Annotated in this window: 22 protein-coding genes; 12 read left to right on the top strand and 10 right to left on the bottom strand. The window is 35.5% G+C overall.

Annotated features, from left to right (window positions below):
* Window positions 1-2,334, bottom strand: a complete 2,334-nt coding sequence (locus tag BW926_RS09595; protein WP_076446582.1) for a GumC family protein — start codon at window positions 2,332-2,334, stop codon at window positions 1-3.
* Window positions 2,335-2,337: 3 nt separating this feature from the next.
* Entirely contained in the window at window positions 2,338-3,132 is a 795-nt protein-coding gene (locus tag BW926_RS09600) for a polysaccharide biosynthesis/export family protein (RefSeq protein WP_076446584.1), read from the bottom strand.
* A gap of 1,207 nt (window positions 3,133-4,339) precedes the next feature.
* Between BW926_RS09600 and BW926_RS09605 the strand changes: the two genes are divergently transcribed.
* From BW926_RS09605 to BW926_RS09620, 4 genes are all read left to right on the top strand, one after another.
* Window positions 4,340-4,699, top strand: a complete 360-nt coding sequence (locus tag BW926_RS09605) for a prevent-host-death protein (RefSeq protein ID WP_076446585.1) — start codon at window positions 4,340-4,342, stop codon at window positions 4,697-4,699.
* 953 nt (window positions 4,700-5,652) lie between these two features.
* Window positions 5,653-7,044, top strand: coding sequence for a Gfo/Idh/MocA family protein (locus BW926_RS09610; protein ID WP_076446586.1), 1,392 nt, complete (start codon window positions 5,653-5,655; stop codon window positions 7,042-7,044).
* A complete protein-coding gene (locus tag BW926_RS09615) occupies window positions 7,034-7,942 on the top strand; it encodes a nucleotidyltransferase family protein (RefSeq protein WP_076446587.1) in 909 nt (302 codons plus the stop codon). The genes BW926_RS09610 and BW926_RS09615 overlap by 11 nt, the downstream gene beginning before the upstream one ends.
* Complete coding sequence (locus BW926_RS09620) at window positions 7,933-8,970, top strand: phosphotransferase enzyme family protein (protein ID WP_076446589.1); 1,038 nt, start codon at window positions 7,933-7,935, stop codon at window positions 8,968-8,970. Before BW926_RS09615 ends, BW926_RS09620 begins: the two co-directional genes overlap by 10 nt.
* Here BW926_RS09620 and BW926_RS09625 read toward each other — a convergent pair.
* The 4 genes from BW926_RS09625 to BW926_RS09640 all read right to left on the bottom strand — a co-directional run bounded on the left by BW926_RS09625 (window position 8,967) and on the right by BW926_RS09640 (window position 13,217).
* The gene (locus BW926_RS09625) at window positions 8,967-9,461 is read right to left on the bottom strand and encodes a DNA-deoxyinosine glycosylase (RefSeq protein WP_076446591.1); all 495 of its coding nucleotides are present in this window, start codon (window positions 9,459-9,461) and stop codon (window positions 8,967-8,969) included. The genes BW926_RS09620 and BW926_RS09625 overlap by 4 nt on opposite strands.
* Before the next feature lie 161 nt (window positions 9,462-9,622).
* On the bottom strand, window positions 9,623-11,617 hold the full coding sequence (locus tag BW926_RS09630) for a S9 family peptidase (protein WP_076446593.1): 1,995 nt from the start codon (window positions 11,615-11,617) through the stop codon (window positions 9,623-9,625).
* A gap of 146 nt (window positions 11,618-11,763) precedes the next feature.
* Window positions 11,764-12,108 carry a phage holin family protein gene (locus BW926_RS09635; protein WP_076446595.1) on the bottom strand — a complete coding sequence of 115 codons (345 nt, stop codon included), beginning with the start codon at window positions 12,106-12,108 and terminating at the stop codon, window positions 11,764-11,766.
* 98 nt (window positions 12,109-12,206) lie between these two features.
* Entirely contained in the window at window positions 12,207-13,217 is a 1,011-nt protein-coding gene (locus tag BW926_RS09640; RefSeq protein ID WP_076446620.1) for a LacI family DNA-binding transcriptional regulator, read from the bottom strand.
* Window positions 13,218-13,382: 165 nt separating this feature from the next.
* On the opposite strand from BW926_RS09640, the gene BW926_RS09645 reads away from it, so the two are divergent.
* The 3 genes from BW926_RS09645 to BW926_RS09655 all read left to right on the top strand — a co-directional run bounded on the left by BW926_RS09645 (window position 13,383) and on the right by BW926_RS09655 (window position 17,017).
* Window positions 13,383-14,816 (top strand): mannitol dehydrogenase family protein, encoded by a 1,434-nt coding sequence (locus BW926_RS09645; protein WP_076446597.1) that lies wholly within the window; start codon window positions 13,383-13,385, stop codon window positions 14,814-14,816.
* 12 nt (window positions 14,817-14,828) lie between these two features.
* The gene (locus BW926_RS09650) at window positions 14,829-16,178 is read left to right on the top strand and encodes an MFS transporter (protein WP_228403427.1); all 1,350 of its coding nucleotides are present in this window, start codon (window positions 14,829-14,831) and stop codon (window positions 16,176-16,178) included.
* Between the two features lie 101 nt (window positions 16,179-16,279).
* On the top strand, window positions 16,280-17,017 hold the full coding sequence (locus tag BW926_RS09655) for a hypothetical protein (RefSeq protein ID WP_076446599.1): 738 nt from the start codon (window positions 16,280-16,282) through the stop codon (window positions 17,015-17,017).
* Between the two features lie 67 nt (window positions 17,018-17,084).
* Here BW926_RS09655 and BW926_RS09660 read toward each other — a convergent pair whose 3' ends face one another.
* Window positions 17,085-17,507 (bottom strand): PaaI family thioesterase, encoded by a 423-nt coding sequence (locus BW926_RS09660; RefSeq protein ID WP_076446601.1) that lies wholly within the window; start codon window positions 17,505-17,507, stop codon window positions 17,085-17,087.
* A 122-nt stretch (window positions 17,508-17,629) separates the two neighbouring features.
* Here BW926_RS09660 and BW926_RS09665 point away from each other — a divergent pair, with 122 nt between their 5' ends.
* On the top strand, window positions 17,630-18,382 hold the full coding sequence (locus tag BW926_RS09665; protein WP_076446603.1) for a helix-turn-helix domain-containing protein: 753 nt from the start codon (window positions 17,630-17,632) through the stop codon (window positions 18,380-18,382).
* A gap of 24 nt (window positions 18,383-18,406) precedes the next feature.
* Window positions 18,407-19,573 carry an FAD-dependent oxidoreductase gene (locus BW926_RS09670; protein ID WP_076446605.1) on the top strand — a complete coding sequence of 389 codons (1,167 nt, stop codon included), beginning with the start codon at window positions 18,407-18,409 and terminating at the stop codon, window positions 19,571-19,573.
* Window positions 19,574-19,625: 52 nt separating this feature from the next.
* On the opposite strand, the gene BW926_RS09675 is transcribed toward BW926_RS09670, so the two are convergent.
* Complete coding sequence (locus BW926_RS09675; RefSeq protein ID WP_076446606.1) at window positions 19,626-21,746, bottom strand: type IA DNA topoisomerase; 2,121 nt, start codon at window positions 21,744-21,746, stop codon at window positions 19,626-19,628.
* A 575-nt stretch (window positions 21,747-22,321) separates the two neighbouring features.
* On the opposite strand from BW926_RS09675, the gene BW926_RS09680 reads away from it, so the two are divergent.
* From BW926_RS09680 to BW926_RS09690, 3 genes are all read left to right on the top strand, one after another.
* Window positions 22,322-22,879: a hypothetical protein gene (locus BW926_RS09680; RefSeq protein ID WP_076446608.1), complete on the top strand. Its 558-nt coding sequence runs from the start codon at window positions 22,322-22,324 to the stop codon at window positions 22,877-22,879.
* A gap of 81 nt (window positions 22,880-22,960) precedes the next feature.
* Window positions 22,961-23,656 carry an ABC transporter ATP-binding protein gene (locus tag BW926_RS09685; RefSeq protein WP_076446610.1) on the top strand — a complete coding sequence of 232 codons (696 nt, stop codon included), beginning with the start codon at window positions 22,961-22,963 and terminating at the stop codon, window positions 23,654-23,656.
* A gap of 269 nt (window positions 23,657-23,925) precedes the next feature.
* Window positions 23,926-24,348 (top strand): hypothetical protein, encoded by a 423-nt coding sequence (locus BW926_RS09690; protein WP_143756531.1) that lies wholly within the window; start codon window positions 23,926-23,928, stop codon window positions 24,346-24,348.
* 36 nt (window positions 24,349-24,384) lie between these two features.
* Here BW926_RS09690 and BW926_RS09695 read toward each other — a convergent pair whose 3' ends face one another.
* Window positions 24,385-25,179, bottom strand: coding sequence for a patatin-like phospholipase family protein (locus BW926_RS09695; RefSeq protein WP_076446614.1), 795 nt, complete (start codon window positions 25,177-25,179; stop codon window positions 24,385-24,387).
* A gap of 110 nt (window positions 25,180-25,289) precedes the next feature.
* Window positions 25,290-25,823 (bottom strand): hypothetical protein, encoded by a 534-nt coding sequence (locus tag BW926_RS09700; RefSeq protein WP_143756532.1) that lies wholly within the window; start codon window positions 25,821-25,823, stop codon window positions 25,290-25,292.
* Window positions 25,824-25,996 lie beyond the last annotated feature (173 nt).

Consider the following 25,996-nt stretch of genomic DNA (forward strand, 5'->3'; position numbering starts at 1 on the left):
CTATGATTTAAAGATTTTCTTCCACCAACTTTTCTTTTCGCTATTGTTATAACCATAGCCATAGCTGTAATTGTATCCGTAGCCTCCCGCACGCTTCGAAACATCATTAATGATAAAGGATACATTAGATAATTTTGAATCTCTTACCAGATCGTTCGCAAAATCGATCAGTATATTTTTAGATACCCCTGATCTCACTACATATAGTATGGTATCAGCTGTATCAGCAATACTCAGAGTATCGGAAACCAACATCAGCGGGGCAGAGTCTATGATAATGTAAGCATATTGAGAAGACATTTTCGTAATAAGCTTTTGATATCTCCCATTAGAAAGCAGCTCCTGAGGATTTGGAGGAATCATCCCCGCATAGATCACATCACATGAAAGATTCGTGGTTGATGTATGAATAAGATCTTCAACATTCATCGATTCATCATATAAATACTCTGTAAGACCTTTTCTCTTTACGGACTCACTGTCATACCTTTGGATCTGAGGATTACGGATATCCGAACCAATCAGAAGTGCTCTTCCATTTTTATTTGCCAACGTTAAGGCAAGATTTACCGAAACAAGAGTTTTACCCTCCCCCTTCACGGAAGAAGTTACTATGATAACTTTAGCTGAATCTTTTACCGGCAGTACAAATTTTAGATTGGAAACAAGCACCCTGAATGCTTCCGCAAGCTCGGAAAAGTCATTTTTCTGAACAAGGTGGTTTTCATTATCTTTAAGCGAAGGGATGTCAACCAGGACACCTAATCCGGAACGCCGCTTAATATCTTCCCTGTTGTAGATTTTATCATCAAGCATGAACAATAAATAAAAAAAAGCAAAAGGAATTAATATTCCAAGAAAAAAAGCCCCGGAAAGAATAAGATCTTTTTTAGGTGATACCGGTGCATCCTGAGTGAATGCCGGATTCACAATTTTAGCCTTCGGAACATTTACAGAAAGATTGATCGCATTTTCTTCTCTTTTCTGAAGCAGGAAAAGGAAAAGCTGTTCTTTAAGGTTTTGCTGGCGTTCAATCCCTCTGTAGATTTTAGACTGCCTGGGAGCTTTTTCTATAATATTATTGCTTGTCGATATCTGATTCTGAAGCTGAGAAATACCTGCCTGAACACTTTGCTTTTGCTCACGGATATTATCTCTGATGACTTCTTTTAATGACGCAATTTCCCTGTTCATCTCAATGATTGCAGGGTTTTCGTTCGTTGCCTGCTTCAAAGTTTTGTTTCTGCTGATTAAAAACAGGTTATACTGAGAAATTGATTGCTCCAAAGAAGGATTGAGCCCAAGATTGGAAGGCATCAGCTGATTATTGCCTTTTGAAGCCTCTGCAGAAAGCGAATTCAAAAGATCAAGCTGTGCCTGCTGCTGAAGAAGTACTTTTGTATTTTCACTGGTATTCTGAAGGGCAAGCTCTGCCTGCGCCTGAAGATCAACAATACGGTTTCGGTTTTGGAAGTCTTCTTTCTGGTTTTCAACCCCAGAAAGGTCTTTGGTAATTACTTCCAGCCTTTTATCTATAAATTCCTGGGTATTTTGAGCCTGCAGATTTTTATCTCTCTGGCCATCAATATTATATTGTTTGGTTACTTCATTCAGAATAGCCTCAGATTTTTCTGGGAGAGTTCCTATCAGGGTGATATCCATCAGCATAGCCTTTTCGTCTGGCAAATTGACCTGTACTGTCTTTTCAAGTTTTTTAACCTTCTCAGTGGGGTTTGAAAAAACGATTTTATATTCTGATTTTAAAGAAAAAGGAGCTCTTTTCTGTATGATCACAGTTCCGAAATCCAATGCTAAAGGAGTATTGAATTTCCCTATAATCTTTTCTTTCTTTTCGTTTTTAAGAACAAATTGCTCACCTTTGATATTTGTTATGGTATATGTAGATAATTTAAATTTTTTATCATTATACGTTAAAATCTTTGCCGTGATAGGGGCATCTATAAACAGCTGAGAATCTTTGATCTCTCCCGTACTGAAATATTCTACATTCAGGTTAAGATTCTTCACTACCTGCATCAATATCGGTCTCGAATTCACTACAGCAGCTTCACTTTTGAGCTCATCTGCATTTCCGAGACCAATCCCCAGATTATCAAGGTCTGCCAAAGCTGAGGAAAGATCGTTTTGTTTCTTATCAAATTTAAGGGTGGTTTTAGTCTGATATCTTGGTACACTATACCTGAGGAAAATATAAGCACTCGTTACAAAAATCAAAATAGAGGCAATGAACCATGCCCATTTATATAAATATTTAGAAATTGTATTTCTAATATTAAATTTTTCTTCTCCTGCTTGAAATTCTACTTGCTGCATATTTTATCGTCTTGTTAAAGCAATAATTAAGGTACCCGCAGTCAGTAATGCACCGATAATCTGGAATGTAAGTGCTCTATTTGGGTTAGAATTGGCCTGAACCTGCTTGTTTTTATCCGGCTGAACATACAAGATGTCGTTTTGCTTCATGTAATAGTAAGGTGAGTTTACGACATCCGATCTTGTAAGGTCAATATTAACCACCTGATCTACCCCGTCTTCTCCTGTACGAATAAGTTTTACATTGGTACGGTCGCCAAAATCTGTCATATCTCCTGCAAGCCCCAATGCTTGAAAAACATTAATCTTTTGAGAAACACTTTCTTTTTGACCCGGATCTTTTACTTCACCTAATATGCTCACATTAAAATTTTTAAGACTGATACTTACCATAGGATCCGTGAGATATTTTTTCAGACGAGATTCCAAATCCTGCTTCAACTGTATTTGTGTCATTCCTTTAACATAAATATTCCCCATAACAGGGATATATATATATCCTTCTTCACTTACCAAATATTCACTCGGTTGCACATATTGATTTATCCCAGTACTAGAATCACTCCCCACCTTGTTAGCTGTATTAAGATTAAAAGGCTTCACTGCAAGTTCGTCTAATGCAGAAACTAGAATCAGAAGAATATCTCCTTCCTGAATATGCAATCCTTGGAATTTGGCTCTGGAAACCTCATCTTGCATATTATGATTGGACAAATATACCATATTCTGTTTGGGCTTACACGATAGTAAAATCACCGATACCATCATCAGGTAAATAATAATATTTGTTTTTTTCATATGCTATTTACACTCTACCTTATTTAATTTTAAAAACAATATCATAATACATAAAATTTATGTATATTTTTCACTTAACATATAAATATCACTAAATAGTGAAAATAATAAAACTATTAAGGGAATAATATATTATGTTAAATCATTTTGCAGCAATTTTCATTCCGAAAAAAACAAAACAGCAAAAAAAAATTAATCCATTAATTATCTTTACTTTATTTTTTTATTCAAAAAAAACCTCTTCCAAGAATTTTATTCAAACTTAAAAATCTGAATTGTTATATAGCTACCTGTTTTCTTACCGCAATAAGATTAATCTTCGAATAATATCTCTAATCTGTTCTGGTTTGAAATATCCGTCAGAGCATACTTAATTTTCTGGTAAGAAAATTTTCCCAGCAATTCAAGTTCAAGCTCACATATAGGCGATTCCGTCTGATCCATAACCACACCGCCTGTCGGATTATGCCAGGCAACCTGCCATCAAAGTCGGCACTTCGGTTACCAGAATACTTTTATTAAAATAACGGCTTTTGTATCTTTACAACCTGTGTGTATTTAGGAATCCAATTGATTATGAAAATATAAAAAGAGATTATTCGTAAAAAGAGATGAACTATACAATATTTTGTATTTTGAATCTCTATTTTGGAAGTAAAATTCTTCCTCAATTATTTGAAATTCCATTTTATGGTGTTTGCTCTAAATGCACAACAGATTCTTTACTTTTTATTTTTTTATTAGGGGTCTGTTCAGCTGAAATTTCCAATAAACAAATAAAAAATTATGATGAAAAAATAAATGATTGAACTGTTGATAAAAAAATTAACCATCTAGGTATCTACTTTAACACTTTGATTTTAACAAAATTCTCCATACTATAAAAACCCTAAAAAAATTATTATTTTTAATTCAACATCTAGTGTGTTTTTAATATACAGCAAAAGTAATAATTAAATTAATAATTTTAACTATGAACTATTATTTTTGATCGCCAATTTCTGTTAAAATTATTGTATTTTTACATCAGAATAAAATTGAAAAGTTTAACTCATTGTACCACAATTTTTTAAAATTCTTATTTTTATATGAGAAAAATTATGTGACACATAATTATTGAGAAAAAAATACCTCTCCTATAAAAAGAATTGAAAAATGAACTATAATTTGATATAAATAAACATATATTTGCCAAAATTTAAAATTCATGAACTACAAACTTGAGCTCAATACTCAGGAGCCTAACTCTAAAATTGTTTTTCATACAATTCTATTTGATTCGTTTAAAGTTAATTTAATTGAAAGGTATATCGGATCTAATCCTCGTAACGCAAAGCTTTATGAGGTTTTGTTTAAGGTAAGAACTTTGGATGATGTGCTTGTCCCAAGAAAAGACGGTAATATCAGAATAAGAATAAAAGGTGAAGATTTTGATATCTACCAGGGCCTGATAAAACAGCTTAATTCTTACGAATACAAAAATAAACTGATCAACAGAAAAGAGGTTGAACAAAATTATGTTCACTTTATCTTGAGTTTAGTAATCCCAAATTACCAACTGAATTAAATTTTTTTAAGCATCTTTGTAAAAACGCCAGTAGAATGCTCCTATTGGAGTTTGCTGTATTTATTATTTTTTATAGTAATACTTCACGTACACAAAGACTGTTCAATAGAACGGCTTGATAAGTATTTTTTTAGAGTAGTACAGATGTGATTCAAAGAGGAATAGAATTTTTATTCATCGCAATTCTAAGTGAATTAAAAATATTTCGCCTAACGTTAAAAGCTTAAAAAACAGCTTGTTTGAGATACTTACAGATATTTAAAATAAATATCTACTTTCTTTATCTCAAAATATTTCATTGGAAAAATCTACAACTGATTTATGATGAATTTATATATGAAATAAATTTATAAATCTTTAAATTTTAACTAAAAAAATAGCCCTCCATAAATAGAGGACTAAATACATACTAAAAATTTGAAGATATTTTTTTTACTTGTACAAAGATAATAAAATTCTAACTAATGTGATTTATTTTTTATGTATTGTTTACAACCATATTATAATTACTTAAACCCGCTGGAAATTTTGAATCTTTGTATTTCGGGATTAAGTGAAACGCGTTTTGTTTAACTCGTTTAAAAAAATTAAAACCAATCCTTCCTCTTTTTCTGTATTTTTTATCATCGCAAGCAGAAGCAGGTATCCTCTAATTAAGATTCAAAATGTAAACGGGTCTAATTTAATAAACCTTAATTTCGGATAATCTCTTCTGAATGTTTTAATACAATAAGATGAAATTTTTAATAAAATGCAAAAAATTTAAAATTCGTATCCTTTAAAAAATATCCACCAACCATTCATAAATTATTAGATATAAATATTTTTTCTTTTTATTTTTAATAAAATTTAAAACAAAAAACAAAAAAAATAGAAAATCAGTTAAAATACACCATTATTTTTACAAATCTATCAAAATATTTATTACTTTTAAGTCAATAAATTACACACAAATGAACACCAATCGCAGAAATTTTATTAAGACCGCTACTCTAGCGAGTTTTGGAGCGCTTATTTTACCTAATTCATTATTTGCCAATCTGGCTCAGATAAAAACCGATAAAAAAGTTCGCGTCGGATTTATCGGAGTCGGGCTTCGCGGACAGGAACATGTAAAACTACTTGCCAAACGAGACGATGTCGAGATCATTGCATTTGCAGACCCCAACAAAATTATGCTTGCCGCTTCGCAGAAAATTTTAGCTGCCAATAATAAGGCTGCCGCTAAAGAATTTTCTAATGGTGAATATGATTACCGAAATCTTTTACAGCTGAAAAATATTGACGCAGTAGTCATTGCGACACCGTGGGAATGGCACCTTACACAAGGAGTAGAAGCAATGAAAGCAAAAAAAATCGTAGGAATGGAAGTGGCCGGAGCCATAAAGCTGCAGGACTGCTGGGAATTTGTAAAAGCTTACGAAGAAACAAAAATCCCCATCTTCATGATGGAGAATGTATGCTATAGAAGAGATATAATGGCTGTGCTCAATATGGTACGGAAAGGACTATTTGGAGAGCTTGTGCATGGAAGAGGCGGCTATCAGCATGATCTTCGCGGAGTTTTATTTAATGATGGTGTTACCCCATACAATTCCGGTGTGGAGTTTGGGGAAAAAGGTTTTAGTGAAGCAAAATGGAGAACCGAACATTACGTAAAAAGAAACGGCGAGCTCTATCCTACTCATGGTTTAGGACCAATTGCCATGACAATGAATATCAACAGAGGAAACCGGCTGACAAGATTATCTTCTTTCTCTTCAAAATCCGTAGGGCTGCATAAATACATTGTGGAACATGCCAAAGGCGGGGAAAACCACCCCAATGCTAAGGTAAAATTTAACCAGGGAGACATTGTTACCACTCAGATCGCATGCGAAAACGGTGAAACCATACTTCTAACCCATGATACAAGCCTGCAGCGTCCTTATGATCTGGGGTTCAGGGTTCAGGGAACAGAAGGGCTTTGGCAGGATTTCGGATGGGGAGAATTTAATCAGGGAAATATTTATTTCGAAAAAATAATGAACCATACCCACAAATGGGATAATACAGAAAAATGGCTGAAAGAATATGACCATCCCATGTGGAAGAAATATGAAAGCATGGCAATAGGCGCTGGGCACGGAGGTATGGATTTTTTTGTCATGAATACTTTTATAGAATGTATTAAAAGAAATATAGAGTTTCCGATGGATGTCTATGATCTGGCAACATGGTACTCTATTACTCCACTCAGTGAGGAATCTATCGTCAAAGGAGGACAGATTATCGATATTCCGGATTTTACAAAAGGACAATGGAAAAACCGTAAACCTGTATTTGCCATGACTGATGAATTATAAAAAAACACTTCTTATTTTGGCCGGCGGGCTGGGAAGCCGCTACAAAGGCCTGAAACAGGTTGACGGGATACTGGATAACGGCTCTCCTCTTTTGGAATATTCTCTGTATGATGCCCTGGAAGCAGGATTTAATAAAATTATCATTGTTATAAACAGATTTGTCCCGGAAAGTTATATTGACCGGCTCAATAAGATTTCAAAAGATAAAAACTTTGAGCTGTACTGGGTATATCAGGATATTGAAAAATATGTTCCTGAAAATTTTGATTATGCTGAACGTCATAAGCCCTGGGGAACAGGCCACGCAGTACTTTGTGCAAAAGATATCATTCATGAGCCTTTTTTGATGATTAATGCAGATGATTTTTACGGGAAAGAAAACTATCAGCTGGCCTCGGATGAAATTTCATCAGGGAATATTTCAAAAAAACGATTTGAGCTTATTGCCTATCCTGTAAAAAGTACGTTAAGTGATAACGGTCATGTAGCCCGGGGAATCTGTGTCCTGGATTCTAAAAATTTTTTAATGGATGTTACCGAGCAGACCTCCATCAGAAAAGAAAATGAAACTGTAATTTATACCGAAAACGGCCGTGATTTTGAGATCAGCTCAGGCACTTTGGTATCAATGAATTTTTTATTGTTTCATCCTAAAATTTTTGATTTTCTTGCGGTTTATTTTCAGGATTTTATAAAGGCAAACCCATCTCCAACAAGCGAATTCTACATTCCTGATGCTTTACAGAAAATGATTAATCAACACGAAATTGATATTCTTGTAAAAACCTCATCATCAATATGGAAAGGGATGACCTATCCTGAAGACAAAATTATTTTGAAAAACTTTCTTGAAAAAGAAATTGAAAACAAAAAATACCCTAAAAATTTATGGAATTAAACAATATTGTAAATCAATTTATCAATGCTACAAATTACCATACGTTTTCGGTTGCCAACGGGCTCATCAATTCTACCTATATTCTGGAGAATAACGATAAGGATGAAAAATTTATCCTTCAAAAAATAAATACACAAGTCTTTAAAAACCCAGGATCTATAGTCAATAACCATTTAGAAATCAACCTATTATTACATAAATCCGATTACAAGCTTCAAGTCGTAGAACCCATCGCATCGCTTCACAATGATTTTGTGGTAAAAGATGAGAACGGCTGTTTTTGGAGAATGCTCAGCTATATACAATCCAGCATTACATTCCTGAAAGTTCCGGATAAGGAGACAGCTTTCAGGGCAGCTAAAACGTTCAGCTATTTTTTAAATACCATTAACGAAGGAGAATTACCCAAACTCGAAATTACCCTTCCCGATTTTCTTAATTTTGAAAAGAGAATTTCGGATTATAAAAATTCATTAAAAAACGCAGATCCTATTTTAATAAAAAATGCTGAAAATGAGATTGATTATGCTGATCAATTGTTGTCCTTACCAGAAAAATGGATTACAATGGTAAATACAGGAATGCTCCCTCCAAGAATCATACACGCCGATGCCAAAATCAGTAATATCCTTTTTAGTGAAAACAAAATTCCTATTGCTGTCATTGATCTTGATACAGTGATGCTGTCTACCATTTTGTACGACTTTGGAACCATGATACAATCGTATACCAACAAAACCAACGAAGACGACGGTAAGGCCAAAAATAATTTTGATGCAGAAATATATGAGGCTGTAAAAGATGGATTTCTATTTCATTTGAAAGAAAAACTGACTCCCGAAGAATCTGAAAATCTTGATTATGCAGGGCAGGCCGCCATTTATATCCAGATGATACGGTTTTTATCCGATTATCTGAATGGAAGCATCTACTATTCCGTACAATATCCCGAACATAACCTGGATCGTACTAAAAATCAAATTCAGCTTTTAAAAGGTTTGATGGAATACTTAAGAATCTGCCCTTAAGCATTTAAATAATTCAATATAACTTTCCATTCCTCAAGCTTGCGTTCAAAAGTAATGGTATGAAGAGGGCTGGTAGATGGCAGCAGATGGATGGGAAGCGGAAAGTTTTTCCCTAAAATTTTCTGTGCATTTTTATATGATTTTCCGCCATTGCAAAAAACAGCTTTTATCTTCGGATGTTTTTCTAAAAGCTCTCCGATCTGATTAGCTTCTTCATTTTTAATCTCAGAATCCAAGCTTCCTTTCCTCTCACAGGAATCGATAACATCCCAAAGTGCGACATGATGTTTGTTTAAAATTTTAATCCTTCCGGCATAATCGTCAATAAAATTTTCATTTAGTAATTCAAAAATAATATTCCAGAATTTATTTTGCGGATGAGCATAATACTGTTGTTTTTCTAAAGACTTCACGCCTGGAATTGAGCCTAAAATTAAGATTTTAGACCTATCATCTATAATCGGCGGAAAAGAAAAAATTCTGTTTTGCATAGATCAAATATATATATATTTTGTAAAGTGCTTTTCAATTACAAAAACAAAAAACGGGCTAAAGCCCGTTTCTACTGATATATTCGTTAAAAATACAACTATTTGACCATCCCTTAAAAAATTCCTTCGAAATTTCGCCACCCCTCCAGAAGAGGGGAATTTTAGAGTGTTTCCTTCAGCCAGTCAAAAAACTCTCTCTGCCACACCAGTCCGTTTTGAGGATGCAGCACCCAGTGGTTTTCATTCGGGAAATATACTAATTTTGTTTTCAAGCCTTTCAATTTAGCTGCCTGGAAAGCCTCCTGCCCCTGTTCGTAAGGAACACGGAAGTCGATTCCGCCCTGAACAATCATGATAGGTTTGTTCCATTTATCTACAAAATTACTTGGGTTGAATTCCGTATACGCCTTTGGCTGTGGTTTTTCCCACGGTGAGCCCAGGTCCCAGTTGGCAAACCAAAGCTCTTCTGTTGTCAGATACCATGATTTCATATCAAATAATCCGTCGTGGGCAATGAAGGTTTTGAACCTGTTTTCGTGAATTCCGGCAAGCATAAATACGCTGTACCCACCATAGCTTGCCCCTACAGCCGCTATCCTGTCGCCATCTACATAAGGTAATGTTTTCGCATAATCCGTTGCTGCAAGATAGTCTCTCATTGGCTGTCCGCCCCAGTCTCTTGAGATTTCTTCATTCCATTTCGTACCCCAGCCCGGCATTCCTCGGCGGTTTGGTGCCACTACGATGTATCCGTTTGCTGCCATTAAGGCAAAATTCCATCTTGTACTGAAAAATTGCGTTAGTGCAGATTGCGGACCACCCTGACAGTATACCAACGTAGGATATTTCTTGTTCGGATCGAAATTGGGTGGGTAATGGAACCATACTCCCATCTCTTTTCCGTCTGAAGTTTTTACCATTTTCAGCTCAGATTTTCCTTGGGCTAATTTTGCATAGGTTTCTTTATTAGCTTCTGTAACCTGCTTCATTTCTCCATTTTTGATGTTTACGGAGAAAAGATCTGTTGTGTGGTTGATATCGGTTCTTCCGACTAAAAGTGAATTTTTATTATCGGCAAAAATTTCATTTACATCAAAATCTCCTCTTGTAATCTGCTGAACTTTAGCATTTTTAGGATCTAACGAAAACAATTGCTTCGTGCCCCTGAAAGCTGCCGTGAAATATATTGTTTTAGAATCTCCGCTCCAGAAAACATCTCCGGATACGCTTTCATCCCAGCCTGCTGTGAGGCTGGTGGTCTTTCCGGACTTCCAGTCCATGATTTTTACATCATTTTTGTCTGCTTCATAACCATCTCTTGCCATACTCTGCCATATCAATGATTTTCCGTCCGGGCTGAATTTTGGGTTTACATCATAGCCTTTATTGGCTTCTGTTAAATTCTTTGTCGTTCCTGAAGCCAGATCGTAAGCGAAAATATCTGTATTGGTGCTTGTCGCATATGCTGCACCGCTTTTAGGTTTTGTAATATATAAAAGCTGTGCCGAATCGGGACTCCAGATAAAATCTTCCGCACCACCGAAAGGTCTTTGAGGAGAATCCCACATTTTTCCTTCCAAAAGGTCTTTTGCATTTTCTGCTTTATCCGAAACATTTACTATGAAAACATGATTGTATTTCCCTTCATTAAAGTAATCCCAATGCCTGTGATTAAGATCTGTATAAACTTGCGCTGTAGTTTTTGGTGTATCGGAATATTTGTCTTTACCCATTACTTTTTCCACCAAAACCTGTTTACTGAAAGCGATTTTTTTACCGTCAGGAGAAATTACGATATTGTCTGCCTCACCGATTGTATAAAATTCTGACCAGGTTTTTCCACTGTCTTTGGAAAGGAAAATTTTGTCGCCTTCTTGCGAATAAATCCCATTTTTATCCCATTGGATAAGGGCTTTTTTACCCAAATCTATTTTGGTGGACTGGTTATTGAGAACGTTTAAGAAGTAGTTCTCATTTTTAGTTTTTTCTGTTTTAAGATCTACCTGTCCTACTTTATAAATAAGTGAAGATTGATCAGGTGAAACGGCCTGTACACCAACTTTATTCAAAGTCCAAAGGATTTCAGGTGTCATTAACTGTTGTGCATTCATTAAAAGCGGAGCTGCTAAAGCCAGCAGACTGTACTTAAGTTTCATATATTGATTTTCATTTTTAACGACTTTCAAATGAAAGATTATCTAAAAGTCTTTATTTAATTCAAAGATTACCAAAGTTAATTAATTTTAAAATAAAAAAGAGCAAACTGAAGCTTACTCTTTAATTATTTACATTTTATTTTTAATTAACCTCCATCCGAAAACATAGAATTTGCGAGAGAAGTAATAATAGAAAGCAGGATACTGAAAATAAGTGCCCATAAGAACCCATTAACCATCATACTCTCAATAAAATAATCTGCTATTAGAATAATCAGAGCATTAATAACCAACGCAAATAACCCTAGTGTGATAATCGTTAGGGGAAGCCCTAAAATACTGAGAATAGGTTTAACTATCAAGTTTAAGATTCCCAAAACAATGGCAAAAATGATCGCTCCGCCGAAGCCTGTAAAGTGCACGCCGGGTAAAATCATTGTTAAAAGATAAGCAACAATTGCTGTGATGAGCAGCCGGATAATTAAGTTCATAGTTCTTATTTTTTTAAGTTTACAGCTATTCTTGTGCAAAAGCTATTCCATTGATATATGATTTGTTTTTTTAATAAATAAAAACTTTCCTTTATATTTCAGGCAATAGTGGAAGCCCTGTAAACCAAATCAGTATCCATTACAATGGTTTGTGCGGGAGTAGAAATATCTTTTATTCTTTCTAAAATCAGCTCTGCAGCCTTCTCGCCCATTTTCACCAAAGGCTGTTCCACACTCGTCAATTGCGTATGAACAATGGTAGAAAGCTCAGTTCCGGAAAAGCTTGCAACGGAAACATCGCCAGGAATTTTAAACCCCTTATCCAAAAGAAAATTCATGGCACCTATGGCCAGTGTATCAGAAAAAGCAAAAACACTGTCGAATTCCACTTTTTTATCTAATAATTTTTTGATAGCATTTTTCCCATCTTCAAACATCATTCCTTCTGTCTGTACAACCAAATCTGGGTTATATAAAGAATATTTTTCCATAATTCTTTTGTATCCACCTGCTCTTTCGATTACATTCCGTATCGTGGAAGGCCCCATAATGTGAGCAATTTTTTTTCTTCCGGTTTTAATCAGATGTTCTACAACAAGAGACGCTTTAATATGATCATCTACAATAACTTTCGAAACATCCAATGATTTTGCGGGAATCCGGTCGAAAAAAACAAGCGGTATATTTTTATCGATAATGCTTCTATAGACATCTTCATTATAGGTTTCATGACAAAGATTAATGATGATTCCGTCTACATTAAACTCTTCCAGATGTTCCAGATTTTTCCTTTCTATCAAAGGGTTTTCTTCGCTTTGCATGATAATCACCCGATAGCCCAGCGGATACAAAATATTCTGAATCCCCTGCAAAACTTTCGAGGAAAAAGGGGTAATCATTTCCGGTACGACAAAGCCAATATTTTTGGTTTGCCCGTACTTCAGATTGAGTGCAGTCGGGTTGGGTTTATAGCCTAATTTTTTAGCGGCATCCAACACTTTTTGCTTCGTCTCTTCATTGATATTTTTATCATTTACCAGCGCCCTTGAGATGGTAGACGTAGATAATGACAAAAATTTCGACAGATCTTTAATGGTTACACGCTTCATCTTGTGTGTTTTTTTATCAAAAATAATAAAAAAATGATCAAATGGGAACGTTCCCAAAGTTTTGGGAACGTTCCCATTAACAATTTATCAACAAAATTTAATAAGCATTGTAATTATTAATATAAGTTTAGGAAATAATTAACAATTAATTAAAAACTATTCTATATGACTATCGCTCAATATTCGTTTAACAAGAAAAACATCACTTCCGGAATTGTGCATATCGGTGTTGGAAATTTCCACAGAGCGCATCAACAATACTATACTAATCTACTGTTGGAAAATGAAGATCAGCAAAACTGGGGAATCTGCGGCATCTGCCTTCTCTCTTCCGATGAAAAGATCGTAAACAGTTTGAGATCACAAAATCTTGATTACACCTTAACTGTCTGCGGAAGAGACGGAAAAGACGAGGTTTTCAATATCGGATCTTTAACAGAATTGATATGGGGCATCGAAAATCCAAAGGCGGTTATCGAAAAAATTGCAGATAAAGACATAAAGATTATTACTTTAACCATTACAGAAGGAGGTTACAACCTGGATAAAGAAACCAATGAGTTTAATTTAAATGATGAAAAAATTCAACATGATTTAAATAATTCGGAAAATCCTACCACTGTTTTTGGATTTATTGCGGAAGGCCTTCGCCAGAGAAAAACAACCGGAAACGGGCCTGTTACCATCCTTTCGTGCGACAATCTTCAGCATAACGGAAATACGGCTAAAAGTGCATTTACCACCTTCATTGAAAATCAGGATAAAGACCTCGCTGAATGGGTAAAAACCAATGTAACCTTCCCTAATTCTATGGTCGACAGAATCACTCCGGCAACGACTCCGGAAGATGTTTTGAGGCTTAATGAAAAAAACGGGACTCATGACAAAGCACCTGTTTATTGTGAAGATTTCACACAATGGGTAATTGAAGATAATTTCATTGCAGGAAGACCAGATTGGGAAAAAGTAGGTGTTGAATTTACCGATGATGTTACGGCTTTTGAGAATATGAAATTGAGCCTGCTAAATGCTTCCCATACCCTTCTTTCCTACCCTTCGTTTTTAAAAGGATACAGAAAAGTAGATGAGGCAATGATGGATAAAAGCATTGTAAAATTTGTCCGTGATTTTATGGAAATTGACATTACCCCTTATGTTCCGGCTCCAAAAAACACAGATTTAAATCTTTACAAACAGACTTTGATTGAAAGATTTGCAAATCACAGCGTGAGCGACCAGGTGAGCAGATTGTGCTTTGACGGAATCTCAAAATTTCCGGTTTACATTATTCCGAATCTTATTAAAATGGTAAATGATGATAAAGATTTAACAAAACTTGCCTTTTTGGCAGCGGCTTACAGGCATTATTTGAAATATAAAGTTGATGACAACGGGCATTCTTTCGAAGTTGCAGAACCGTGGATTACAGAGGAGGATAAACAATTGACTACCAATGAAAGCCCTCTTCAATTCCTGGGATCGTCTGCCTTTAAAAGCATTGATTTACAGTCTAATGAAAAATTCACCCGTCTTTATTTAAAGTTTGCGGATGAAATCAAAAATCAGGGAGCAGGAAAAGCTTTAGAAACAATTATTTAAAAACAAACACTTATGATCGTAAACTCAGACATTAAAGCCTTGGATTCAAGGACGAATAACAGCGTTTTTCCTTTCGCTATTATTACATTTATTTATTTTATTGTTGGTTTTTTAACCACGGTAAACGAGCAGCTTCAGGCTCCTCTGAAATTCACTTTTCTGTCTCATGCAGGAAGTTTAAAAAATACATTTACGACCCTTATTTCGTTCTTTTTCTTTTTAGGATATTTATTAAACGGAACACTGGGAAGCAAATGGGTAAATGCTTTCGGATACAAAAACACCATTCTTAGAGGCCTTTTCTTCATGATTTCGGGACTCTTCATGTATCTCTTATCTTCTTGGTTTGGTGCAAACTTTCCTGACCTAAAATTCAACGTGGCGGATGCAACTATTCCTTTCGGATTTATCATTTTTGTCGTAGGCTCTTATTTAATGGGAACTTCGGCGGCGGTGATTCAGGTGGTTGTAAATCCTTACGCGGCTTCTTATCAGCTGAAAGGAACACAGCCTGTTCAGCGTTTGAATATCTTAACGGCCATTAATTCTATCGGAACTACGTCTGCCCCGTTTTTCGTAACGGTAATTATGTTCAGCGGAATTTCCATTGAAAAAATTGAAATCAAACAACTACTGCTTCCGCTTTCTGTGTTAATCGGCTGTATTTTAACGGTTATTTTAATTACAAAAAGACTGCATCTTCCTGATATTGAAAACACAAGAGCTGCAGACGGTGAAAAGCTCGAAAGAAGCATCTGGTCATTCAGGCATTTTGCACTGGGCGTTTTAGCGATTTTCTTTTATGTAGGAACGGAAGTTGCGATCGGGGCCAATATCAATCTTCACGCCTTTGAATTGATGGAATCCGGTCATCCGATTACTTTCTTCGGAAAAACAGACATCATCATCGGCGGAATGGATCTTGGAATTCATGCCTTGCTTTCAACATTGTATTGGGGAGGCTTTTTAGTAGGAAGATCAATTTCCAGTTTCTTTAGTAATATTTCTGCGAAAACACAGTTGGCAACAACAACCATTTTAGCAACCGTTTTAGCCATTGTTGCAATGATTACTCAAAATCTTTGGTTTTTGGTGGCTATCGGATTGTTACACTCTTCGATGTGGAGCTGTATTTACTCTTTATCTATTAAAGGCTTAAATAAATATACCTCAAAAGCTTCAGGAGTTTTCATTTCTGCAGTTTTCGGAGGAGCGGTTTTCACCTTGATTCAGGGAGGTCTGGCAGATGCATTCGGATCTTGGAGATGGACTTGGGTTCTTACTGTTATTTGTGAATTATTAATGCTTTCTTATGCACTTTTCGGTTCTAAAATAAGAGAAAAAGACATCGTACATAACTAAATTATATTTTCCAGTTTGTGTGTTTTTACCATCTACCATTCGGCAATGATACCGGATGTGGAATAAACACAAAATTTGAATTTAAAAAGAACGTAACATTTATGATCAAAAATCGATTACTGATAATTTTCTTAATTATCGCAGGAAGCTCCTTATCCTTTGCCCAGCAAATTCATTCTGCTTTGCAGCTTAGAAACAGTCATTTATGGAGAGGGCTTGAAGTTTCATCAGGGTTAATTTATACAGGTGATATTCATTTAGATGGAAAAAATTTCTACGGAGGTTTCTGGACCGGAGGAAATGTGGATGGTTCTTACAAAGAATTCAACAATTACGTTGGATATAAAAATAAGCATCTAACCGTTGAACTTTGGGACATTTATAATTTCTCGCCCGGAGCAACCTACAACAATAAAGAGTTTTTCAATTACAATGCCAGCGAAACAGGCCGTTTCTGGGATCTGAGAACCTATTATACCATTAGTGATAAACTTCCTTTGACTTTGAGTGCAAACACCGTGGTATTCGGGCGCGACAGAAATAAAGAAAATACAGAAAACAAATATTCATCCTTCGTTTCCGCAGAATATCCGCTTTATAAAAAGGAGGATCAAAATCTGGAAGTTCGAGGAAGAGTCGGATACGGATTTGCCCTGAATCATGCCGGAGAAGAAAGTAATTTTTTCGCCAAAAGAGACGGGTTTACGGAAATAAGCTTAATTGTAACTAAAAACTTCACCATTGCAGGTTATAAGCTTCCCGTAGGAATATGGGGAATGTGGAACCCTGTAGGAAATAATGCATATCTGCAGTTTTCAGTTCAGGCGTTTTCTTTTTGAGTTGGAGAGCTGGAACGCTTTAAAGTTTTGAGTTTAAAAATCTGCTATCAGTTTTAGCAGATTTTTTTTATTTGATTTTCATCATTGTCACCAATGAAGTAGCAACATGGCTTTCGGACTCATTATTTTCATCAACAGTATAAATCTCTGTTCTTACTACGTTTATTTTTGCGCCTCCTTTAATCACATAAGATTTTGACACTAAGGCATCTCCAATGGCAGGCCTTAAATAATTCACTTTCAATTCCACCGTCACCACATAGCAATCTTCTTCATAATGGCTTACCGCAGCATAGCCAGAAGAAACATCAACCAAAGAAGCGATCATTGCCCCGTTGAACATTCCGGCTTTTCTAGTCATCATATCCATTTTGGGAATTTTCATGGAGATGAAATCGGTATTGGCTTCCAGTAATTCGGCTTTGTAGAATTTTAAAGTTTCGGAGCGGTTGAAACTGTCGGTGATGAGCTGTTTTTTCTCGGGTGTCATTATTTTTTAATTTAAAAGCAAATGTAGCACAACCCTAAAAAATGTGAAAGTTTTCAGCTATTATTCATGTGTGAAAATAAGAAAACTGTAAATTCGTTCAATTGAAATTGGTTACACCTCTCATGAGCAATAATTTAATATACCGCTTTGTCAAGCCTGAAAAACCCCTTACCGACTTTGTGTATGGATATTCTTCACTGCAAAATCTGTCAACATTCAAAGGCGGAGTGATCATTCCCAACGGAAAAATTGATCTTCTTTTCTGTAAAACGACCAATAATAAGTTTCAAATTGTCTTAATGGGGCTGGAAACCAAGCCCAAACCGATGCCCGAAACAGAATTTTCCGTTTTTTTCGCGATCAGCTTCAATCCGCTTGCTCTGGAATATATTCTGCATCAGCCCATTGCCGAATTTGTAAACAACGGAAAAGAATTGCCAGACAATTTCTGGGGTTTTACTATGAATGACCTAAACAATTTTGAAAAATTTTGTGAAAAAGCTTCTCAAAAAATTAAATCCTTATTGCCTGAAGAGATTGATGAGCGAAAAAGAAAATTATTTGAGCTTATTTTTTCTACTCATGGGGAGATCACGGTTAAGGATCTGTCTGAACAAATTTTTTGGAGCGAACGTCAGATCAACCGTTATTTCAATAAGCAATTAGGAATTTCTTTAAAGTACTACTGCAAAATTTTACGTTTCCATGCTTCACTTCATCATATTAAGGACGGAAATCTTTTTCCGCAGCTTAATTTTACCGATCAGTCTCATTTCATCAAAGAGATTAAAAAACTTTCCGGAGTTTCTCCCAAAGAGCTGTTTAAAAATCAAAATGACCGATTTTTACAATTTCTGGTCTATCATACCTCCTAATTTTGCAGCATAAAATTTAAAATTATGCTTATTAACAATAAATCAATCGCCATTGTAGGCGGTGGTCCGGGAGGATTAACGCTGGCGAGATTGCTACAACTAAAAGGTGCCAATGTAAAAGTATTTGAAAGAGATTTAAATAAAAATGCGCGTGTCCAGGGAGCTTCCCTTGACCTTCATGACAATTCGGGGTTAGCTGCACTTCGGAAAGGAGAACTACTGGAAGAATTCAAACAGAATTATCTTGTGGGAGCCGACAGAGAGCTTATCGTTAATGAAAAAGCAGAAATATTTTTCAGCGATCACGACTCGAAATATGAGGAAAATTTCGGGCATCAGCATTTCCGTCCGGAAATCGACCGTGGTACATTAAGAAGAATCCTACTGGAATCTTTACATCCGGAAACGGTAGTTTGGGACAGCCATTTTGTTTCTATGGAAAAGCATGGTGAAGGCTGGGCTTTACGTTTCAAAAACAACACAGCAGCGTATGCTGATATTGTAATTGCATGCGACGGAGCCAACTCAAAAATCCATCCTTATATCACCGACAGTAAAGCTTTCTATACCGGTATCACGATGCTTGAAGGAAATATCCTGCAGGCAAGGGAAAATGCTCCAACAATTAATGCCTTACTGAATGGTGGAAAAATCATGGCTTTCGGAAACAAGAAAAATCTTTTGATGGGCCAAAAAGGAAACGGTGACATAGGTTTTTATGCAAGCTTGAAGACTGATGAAAACTGGGCGGCAAACAGTGGTTTAGATTATAATGACAAATCTCAAATAACAGACTGGTTTAAATTCACTTATCCGGAATGGGCCCCTATCTGGCTGGAATTGTTTGAAAATGCAGAAACACCGTTTATTCCGCGCCCTATTTATTGTATTCCTTTTGATCAGCATTGGGAAGCTCAATCTAATTTAACCATGATTGGGGATGCAGCTCATGTAATGCCTCCGTTTGCCGGGGAAGGCGTTAATATGGCGATGCTGGATGCATTGGAATTAAGTGAATGCCTGACTTCAGATCAATACAAAACTTTACAGGAAGCTATTTCTGACTATGAAATCCGAATGCGAAAAAGAGCTGCTCACATTGCAAAACAATCTCTTGACAACGGAGAACTGATGCATGCTGAAAACGCTCTTGAAAATATGCTGAGCTTTTTCAACGGGCCTCATGAATAATAAAAAAGAAACGGTTTACGCCGTTTCTTTTTAATATAATGTGTATTTAACTTTAAGGGATAATTACGCCAAACTGATCATTAAAGGATAAAACACCTTCTGTTAAACTTTCAGGATGCGCACTGAATCCTTTCAACTTTGAAGTTTTTCCTTTCAAGACCAAATCCATCAATTGTTTATCTGATAGTTTTTTACCAAAGATTTCAAACGAAACTTTAAAGCCGCAGTTTTTAAAATCGGAGCAGCCGACAGCGGTTTTTCCTTTCATTAGCTGATGTTCTTTACATTTCGGGCATTTTATTTCTTCCCACGACTGCAGCTCTTTTTTGACGGCCGGTTCACGTTTTTTCTTTTCTTTAACCTCTTTTTCTTCATGTAAAGTGAAAACTTTTGCTTTTCCGTCGACTACTTTTTTGGTCAGTTCCGTCACCATCTGGATCAATTCTTCCTTAAACTGATTGGCCTCATATTCACCTTTTTCGATCTTACGGAGCTTTAATTCCCATTCGCCCGTCAGTTCGGGGCTTTTCAGCAGCTCATCTTCAATGGTATCAATCAGCTGAATTCCGGTTTGGGTAGCGATCAGGTTTTTTCTTTTTTTCTCGATGTACTTCCTTTTGAAGAGAGTTTCGATAATATTAGCGCGGGTTGAAGGTCTGCCGATCCCGTTATTTTTTAATAATTCGCGAAGTTCTTCATCTTCCACCTGTTTTCCTGCGGTTTCCATGGCTCTTAAAAGTGTGGCTTCGGTATAAGGTTTTGGAGGCGAGGTTTTCCCTTGGTGAATTAAGGGGTCATGTGGCCCTGTTTCTCCAACGGTGAATTCCGGGATGGCCTGTTCTTCTTCTTTCTCTTTTTCTTTATCGTTGGATTCTTCTTTAAGCTCTTTAGCATAAACGGCTCTCCATCCAGGTTCCAGAATCTGCTTACCGCTTGTTTTGAAGGGAATCGTCCCTACTTTTGCTTCCACCAGCGTATTTGAAATTTTACATTCCGGGTAAAAAACGGAAATGAAACGTTTTGCAATTAGGTCATAGATCAGCTTTTCTTCCCTGCTCAGGTTTTGAGAAGGCGGAATTTCCGTGGGGATGATTGCATGGTGATCGGTCACTTTTGTATCATCAAAAACAGCCTTAGATTTCGGAATAGGAGCTGCTAGCAAAGGAGCTGCCAGCTCCTGATAGAAAGACATTTTCCTGAGAATCCCCTCGATTTTCGGGTAAAGGCTTTCGGATAGATACGTAGTGTCCACACGAGGATAGGTCACGTGCTTTTTCTCGTAAAGACTTTGAATATAATTTAATGTATTTTCTGCAGAATAACCGAATCTCTTATTGGCTTCCACCTGAAGCCCCGTCAGATCGAAAAGCCTCGGATTTTTTTCTTTTCCTTCTTTAATTTCAAATGAAACGATTTCGAAAGGATTTTGTTTTAAATATTCTAATCCTTTTTCTGCACGTTCCAATGTCTTTAAACGGTCGATCGCAGCATTGAAAATAACATCGCGGTATTTGGTTTTTAGTTCCCAATATTCTTCAATAGTGAACGAGTCAATCTCCTTCTGCCGCTGTACAAGCATCGCCAAGGTGGGAGTCTGCACTCTTCCAATAGAAAGAACGGCTTTATTCCCGCCGAATTTTTTGGTGAATAATCTTGTTGCATTAATTCCCAGCAGCCAGTCGCCAATAGCTCTTGCATTTCCTGCAAGGTAAAGGTTTTTATAATCTTCCGCCGGCTTCAGATTGGCAAAACCTTCTTTAATCGCCTCTTCGGTAAGGGAAGAAATCCACAGACGCTGAATGGGTTTGTTGCATTTCGCCTTCTGTAACACCCATCTCTGGATGAGTTCTCCCTCCTGGCCGGCATCTCCGCAATTGATAACCTCATCACATTCTCCTACTAATCTTTCAATGATTTTGAACTGATTTTCAACACCTTTGTTGGGAATTAATTTGATTCCAAAATTACTGGGAATAATGGGCAGTAAAAATAAATTCCAGGATTTGTACTGCGGACCGTAATCATGAGGTTCCTTGAGGGTGCAAAGATGCCCGAAGGTCCATGTCACGCAATAGCCGTTTCCTTCCATATAGCCTTGTTTAGGAGCGTTAGCCCCCAATACTTTGGCGATATCTCTGGCAACACTTGGTTTTTCGGCGATACAAAGTTTCATGAATTTTCGGAATTTTTGAAGAGGGCAAAAGTCGGGATTTTTTTTGGATTTTGCTAATTTGTAGTTTTAGTTTTTAAATGGTTAAAATTAAGGTGATTATTGTTTTTAAAATGGTTTAATTATGTTTTAACGCAAGGTCCACGAATATTTTTTACATCTAATTCAATTTTACTTTATTTACCGACTAATTCGTTAGTAATAAACTGTTAAGTTTTTTTCCATTACTGAAATATCCATTTTACCGGCTTTACAGCTCACTTAAAGATACCACTTGGATCTTAAAAAACTCTTAACTGTAATTTTTTCTATTCTTTTTCACACTCTTAAAGCTAAGGAGTATAGGAATTGTTTACTAACAAAGGTAGCAACTCTACATTTTTCCTGACAAAACAAATTTTTCACATCAATCTTGATCATAATCCTTAGTTTTATGCTATATATTACTACTTGATGAATATGTTAATAAATTTTTATAGGGGAAAAATTTAAAAAAAAGTGTTACTTTTGCTATAGAGTAAGGCAATCTTAGCGTTTATCATTATTCTATTTTTTATAAAACATTAAAATTCAGTCAAATGAGAAAAATAATTCTACTATTTACTTGTATGTTCGGTATTTCAGTTTTCTCACAAATCAAGGTGTTGAAAAACGAAAGTATAGTGGAAATTGGTAAAGATAATTCCGTAGGCTTATATAAAAAAGAAGATAGATTCACTGTTAATTACCAAGATCTTAATACAGCAAATCTTAATACATTTAGATCTTTTTCTTTTCAGAATCTGAGCGGAGACGTTTCTGACTTATACCAACTGATCACTAGCGGTTTTATCAATACTCCTGAAAGCAATATTGTTCTGGAACTTCCTAACGATATTATCGAACTGCATTATGAGAAAAACTACGGCCAGCCAACTGTACAGTTTATTCAATATATCAATAAAAACAAAAAATATGTTGGAAAATCACAGTTTTTGAATAAAAAACAGGTGGATAAGATTTTCGGCAAATTAAACGGAAAATCTTCATTGTATGATAAACCCGGAACCATGGACAACAATGGCGGAAAACCTTCCAGCAACCAGGCTTCAACAGCATCTCCTTCATCTAGCAAGGATAAAAAATCAAGAAAATAATCGGTTTTTGAAAATATTAAATTAACTCATTCACCCGAATGAGTTTTTTATTTTTATTTTTGCAAAAAGATCATTACAATTATGTCTCTTCAAATAAATAATCTAACCAAGAAATTTGGCGAACAAACCGCTTTGAACCACATTAATATTTCTATTAAAAAAAACGAAATTATTGGGCTTCTTGGCCCTAATGGAGCAGGAAAATCAACATTAATGAAATCTATTGTCGGTGCACTAAAAATTGATGAAGGAGAGATCATTTTTAATGGAAAAAATATTACGGAACACGGGATTGACAGCAAGAAAAAAATAGGTTTTCTTCCGGAAAATAATCCGCTGTATCTGGAAATGTATGTAAAAGAATACTTACAGTTTGTTGCGAATATTCATAAAATAGAGGATTCAAGAGTAGATGAGGTTATTGAGCTGGTAGGAATCACTCCTGAAAAAGCAAAAAAAATCGGGCAGCTATCAAAAGGATACAAACAGAGAGTCGGCCTTGCTCAGGCAATTATCCATCAGCCGGATTTATTGATTTTGGATGAGCCTACAAATGGTCTGGATCCTAACCAGATTATTGAAATAAGGAATGTAATCAAAGAAATCGGTCATGAGAAATCGGTTTTACTTTCAACGCACATCATGCAGGAAGTGGAAGCACTTTGTTCTCGTGTGATCCTTATTCATAAAGGAAATATTCTACAGGATTGTCTGATTGATGAATTCAAAGGGAAGTTTGAAAGCTTGGAAGAAGCCTTCGCAAGTTATACGGCTTAAAATAATACATGCTCTAGAATTGGGAGCATTTTTTTATGTTTTACCACAAAAGTCCAAAAGATTTTAAATCAAGAATTGCTATTCGTTTTCTCCTCAATTGTAGAGACAATTTAATTGTTTCCATATAAACTGATAGTAAATGATCTGAACGGAAAAATAATCGTAAATCAAAAACGCAAATATTATCAAAAAATAAATATGTTTCTTATTTTACTTAAAGCTTTTTATTCAATGGCATAGAAATTGAGACCACTAGTTTCTAAAAAGAAATGATGAAATACCTTTTAAGCGCTTGTTTAATTGCGCAGTTTTCAATGGCATTAGCCTGTATTATTCCAACGGGTAATGAGCCTTCAACGATTCTCTTCCAAAAAGATAAAGCCCCGAAATCTTTTATAATAAAAACCAAGAAATTCAAGATAAAAATTGATAAGCAGGCCAATGGAACCTATCTTTATCAATCCTGGGGAGCCCAATCGCCGATCACTGCAAAACCAAGCCTTGTAATAAAAAATGGCACTGTAGAATATGAAACGCAGGGAGACCGATACTATTATAATTTCAAAAACAAGGGATATGATTATACTGTTGTAAAAGAATTCGGAGGTGCAAAATACATGTATACCCTGATGGTAAGCGACAAAAATAAAAATACGGTTCTTACCGAAGACGGTGAAATCGTTAATAAATAAAATAATAAGCTCTCGTTTTATAAGCGGGAGTTTTTATTATGTTCCTAATTGTTTCAGGTAAAAAACGCTTTCATCAAAGCTGTTTTTGGCAGCATGATAGCCAATATTAAAAATTTGCTCCAACCGCTCTTTTCTTCTTTCAAAAGTTCCGAAAGTCGACAATTCCTGAGAAGTTATAAACCAATCGCAGTAATCAAACTTAATTTTTTCAACCCGATAAGAAAGTAAATCATAAGAACGAGAGACAACAGCTTTAATGGATTTTAAATCATTAATTTTAATATCATGAGGTGGAGAAACAAAAACTCCGATCAGCTTATCGCAATCTTCTCGAATGATATCCGCGGGAAAATTATTCAAAACTCCTCCATCACAGTACATCTCGTCACCGATAATATAGGGTGTGGTAATCCCCGGAATGGAGCATGAAGCAATAATTGCATCTACAATTTTAAAATCTTTATCAAAAATCTTTTCTGTACCGCCTACCAGCTCAGTAGCCACAATTTTCACTTCTTTATCCAAATCACCTAATTTCATTTCTCCGAAAATAGGATTCAGGTAGTTTCTGAAAATCACTGAGGAAACCAATCCCGGCTGATTAAAAGCAAAATGCTTCCAGTTAAAAAAATAAACCGAATTAAAGAATTCCAGTATTTCTTCCGGAGTTTTGCCCACTGCGTAAAGGCAGCCTACAATAGAACCTGCACTGCAGCACGACAAAACGTCTATATCAATATTCTTTTCATGTAAGAATTTTAAGACCCCTGCATGGGCAATACCTTTTGTTCCGCCGCCGGATAGCACGAGTCCCACTTTTTCAAAATCCATAGAATAAAATTACACAAACAGAATGAAAGAAATAGATTAATTTTTCTAAATTTGAAAATTTTAAAATTATTTTAATAAAATTTAAAAATAAATCAAGTTATCTTTTACATCTATTTTGATTCATATTTTTTAAGAATTTTCAGAAGATCCGTATCTTCAGCCATCAAATCAATTAAGGTAACCAAATCAGGATAGCTTCCGAACTTTTCTTTCAGCAGCGGTCTTACACCGGGTGCTTTGAAATATATTTCTGTAATACTTTTATCTTTATGAAGCAGTAGGTAATCTTTATGATCTGTTTTATAGGTGTAAATTGGCCCTGTATAAAAATTATTTCTGTACCATTCTGATTTTTTCCCTTTAAACATGATCTGCAACAGACCGATATCCTTAGAAAGAACAGATTTGGAATCGATAAACCTGATTTTATGATTTTTTGAATCTGTAATTTCCATGTAGCTGATATCATTTTCAAGGACTTTTGCCTTTTTTCCTGATGCATCCAGAATTGTCATCTGACGGATATAAGTAGCAGCTGAAAATTCTTCGTCAGAATAAAGGCCTGTATTCAAAACCTTCGTTTTAATGGTATCTTTAGAATTTTTTAATACATATTTTACAGGAAAATATACTTCATCAAGCATTCCTTTCTTTTGCGAAAACAAAAAATTACAACAAAGGAAAATAAGTAATACGGGAATTTTTTTCATGATCCTAAGATAGAAGTTGTTTAAACTTATTTAGACAAAAAAGTTCCAAGAAAATTAGCAATTTTGGATTGCAATTTAAAAAACTAATAATCTGGAACTCATCAGTA

This window comes from Chryseobacterium sp. RU37D, from assembly GCF_900156075.1.
Lineage (GTDB): Bacteria > Bacteroidota > Bacteroidia > Flavobacteriales > Weeksellaceae > Chryseobacterium.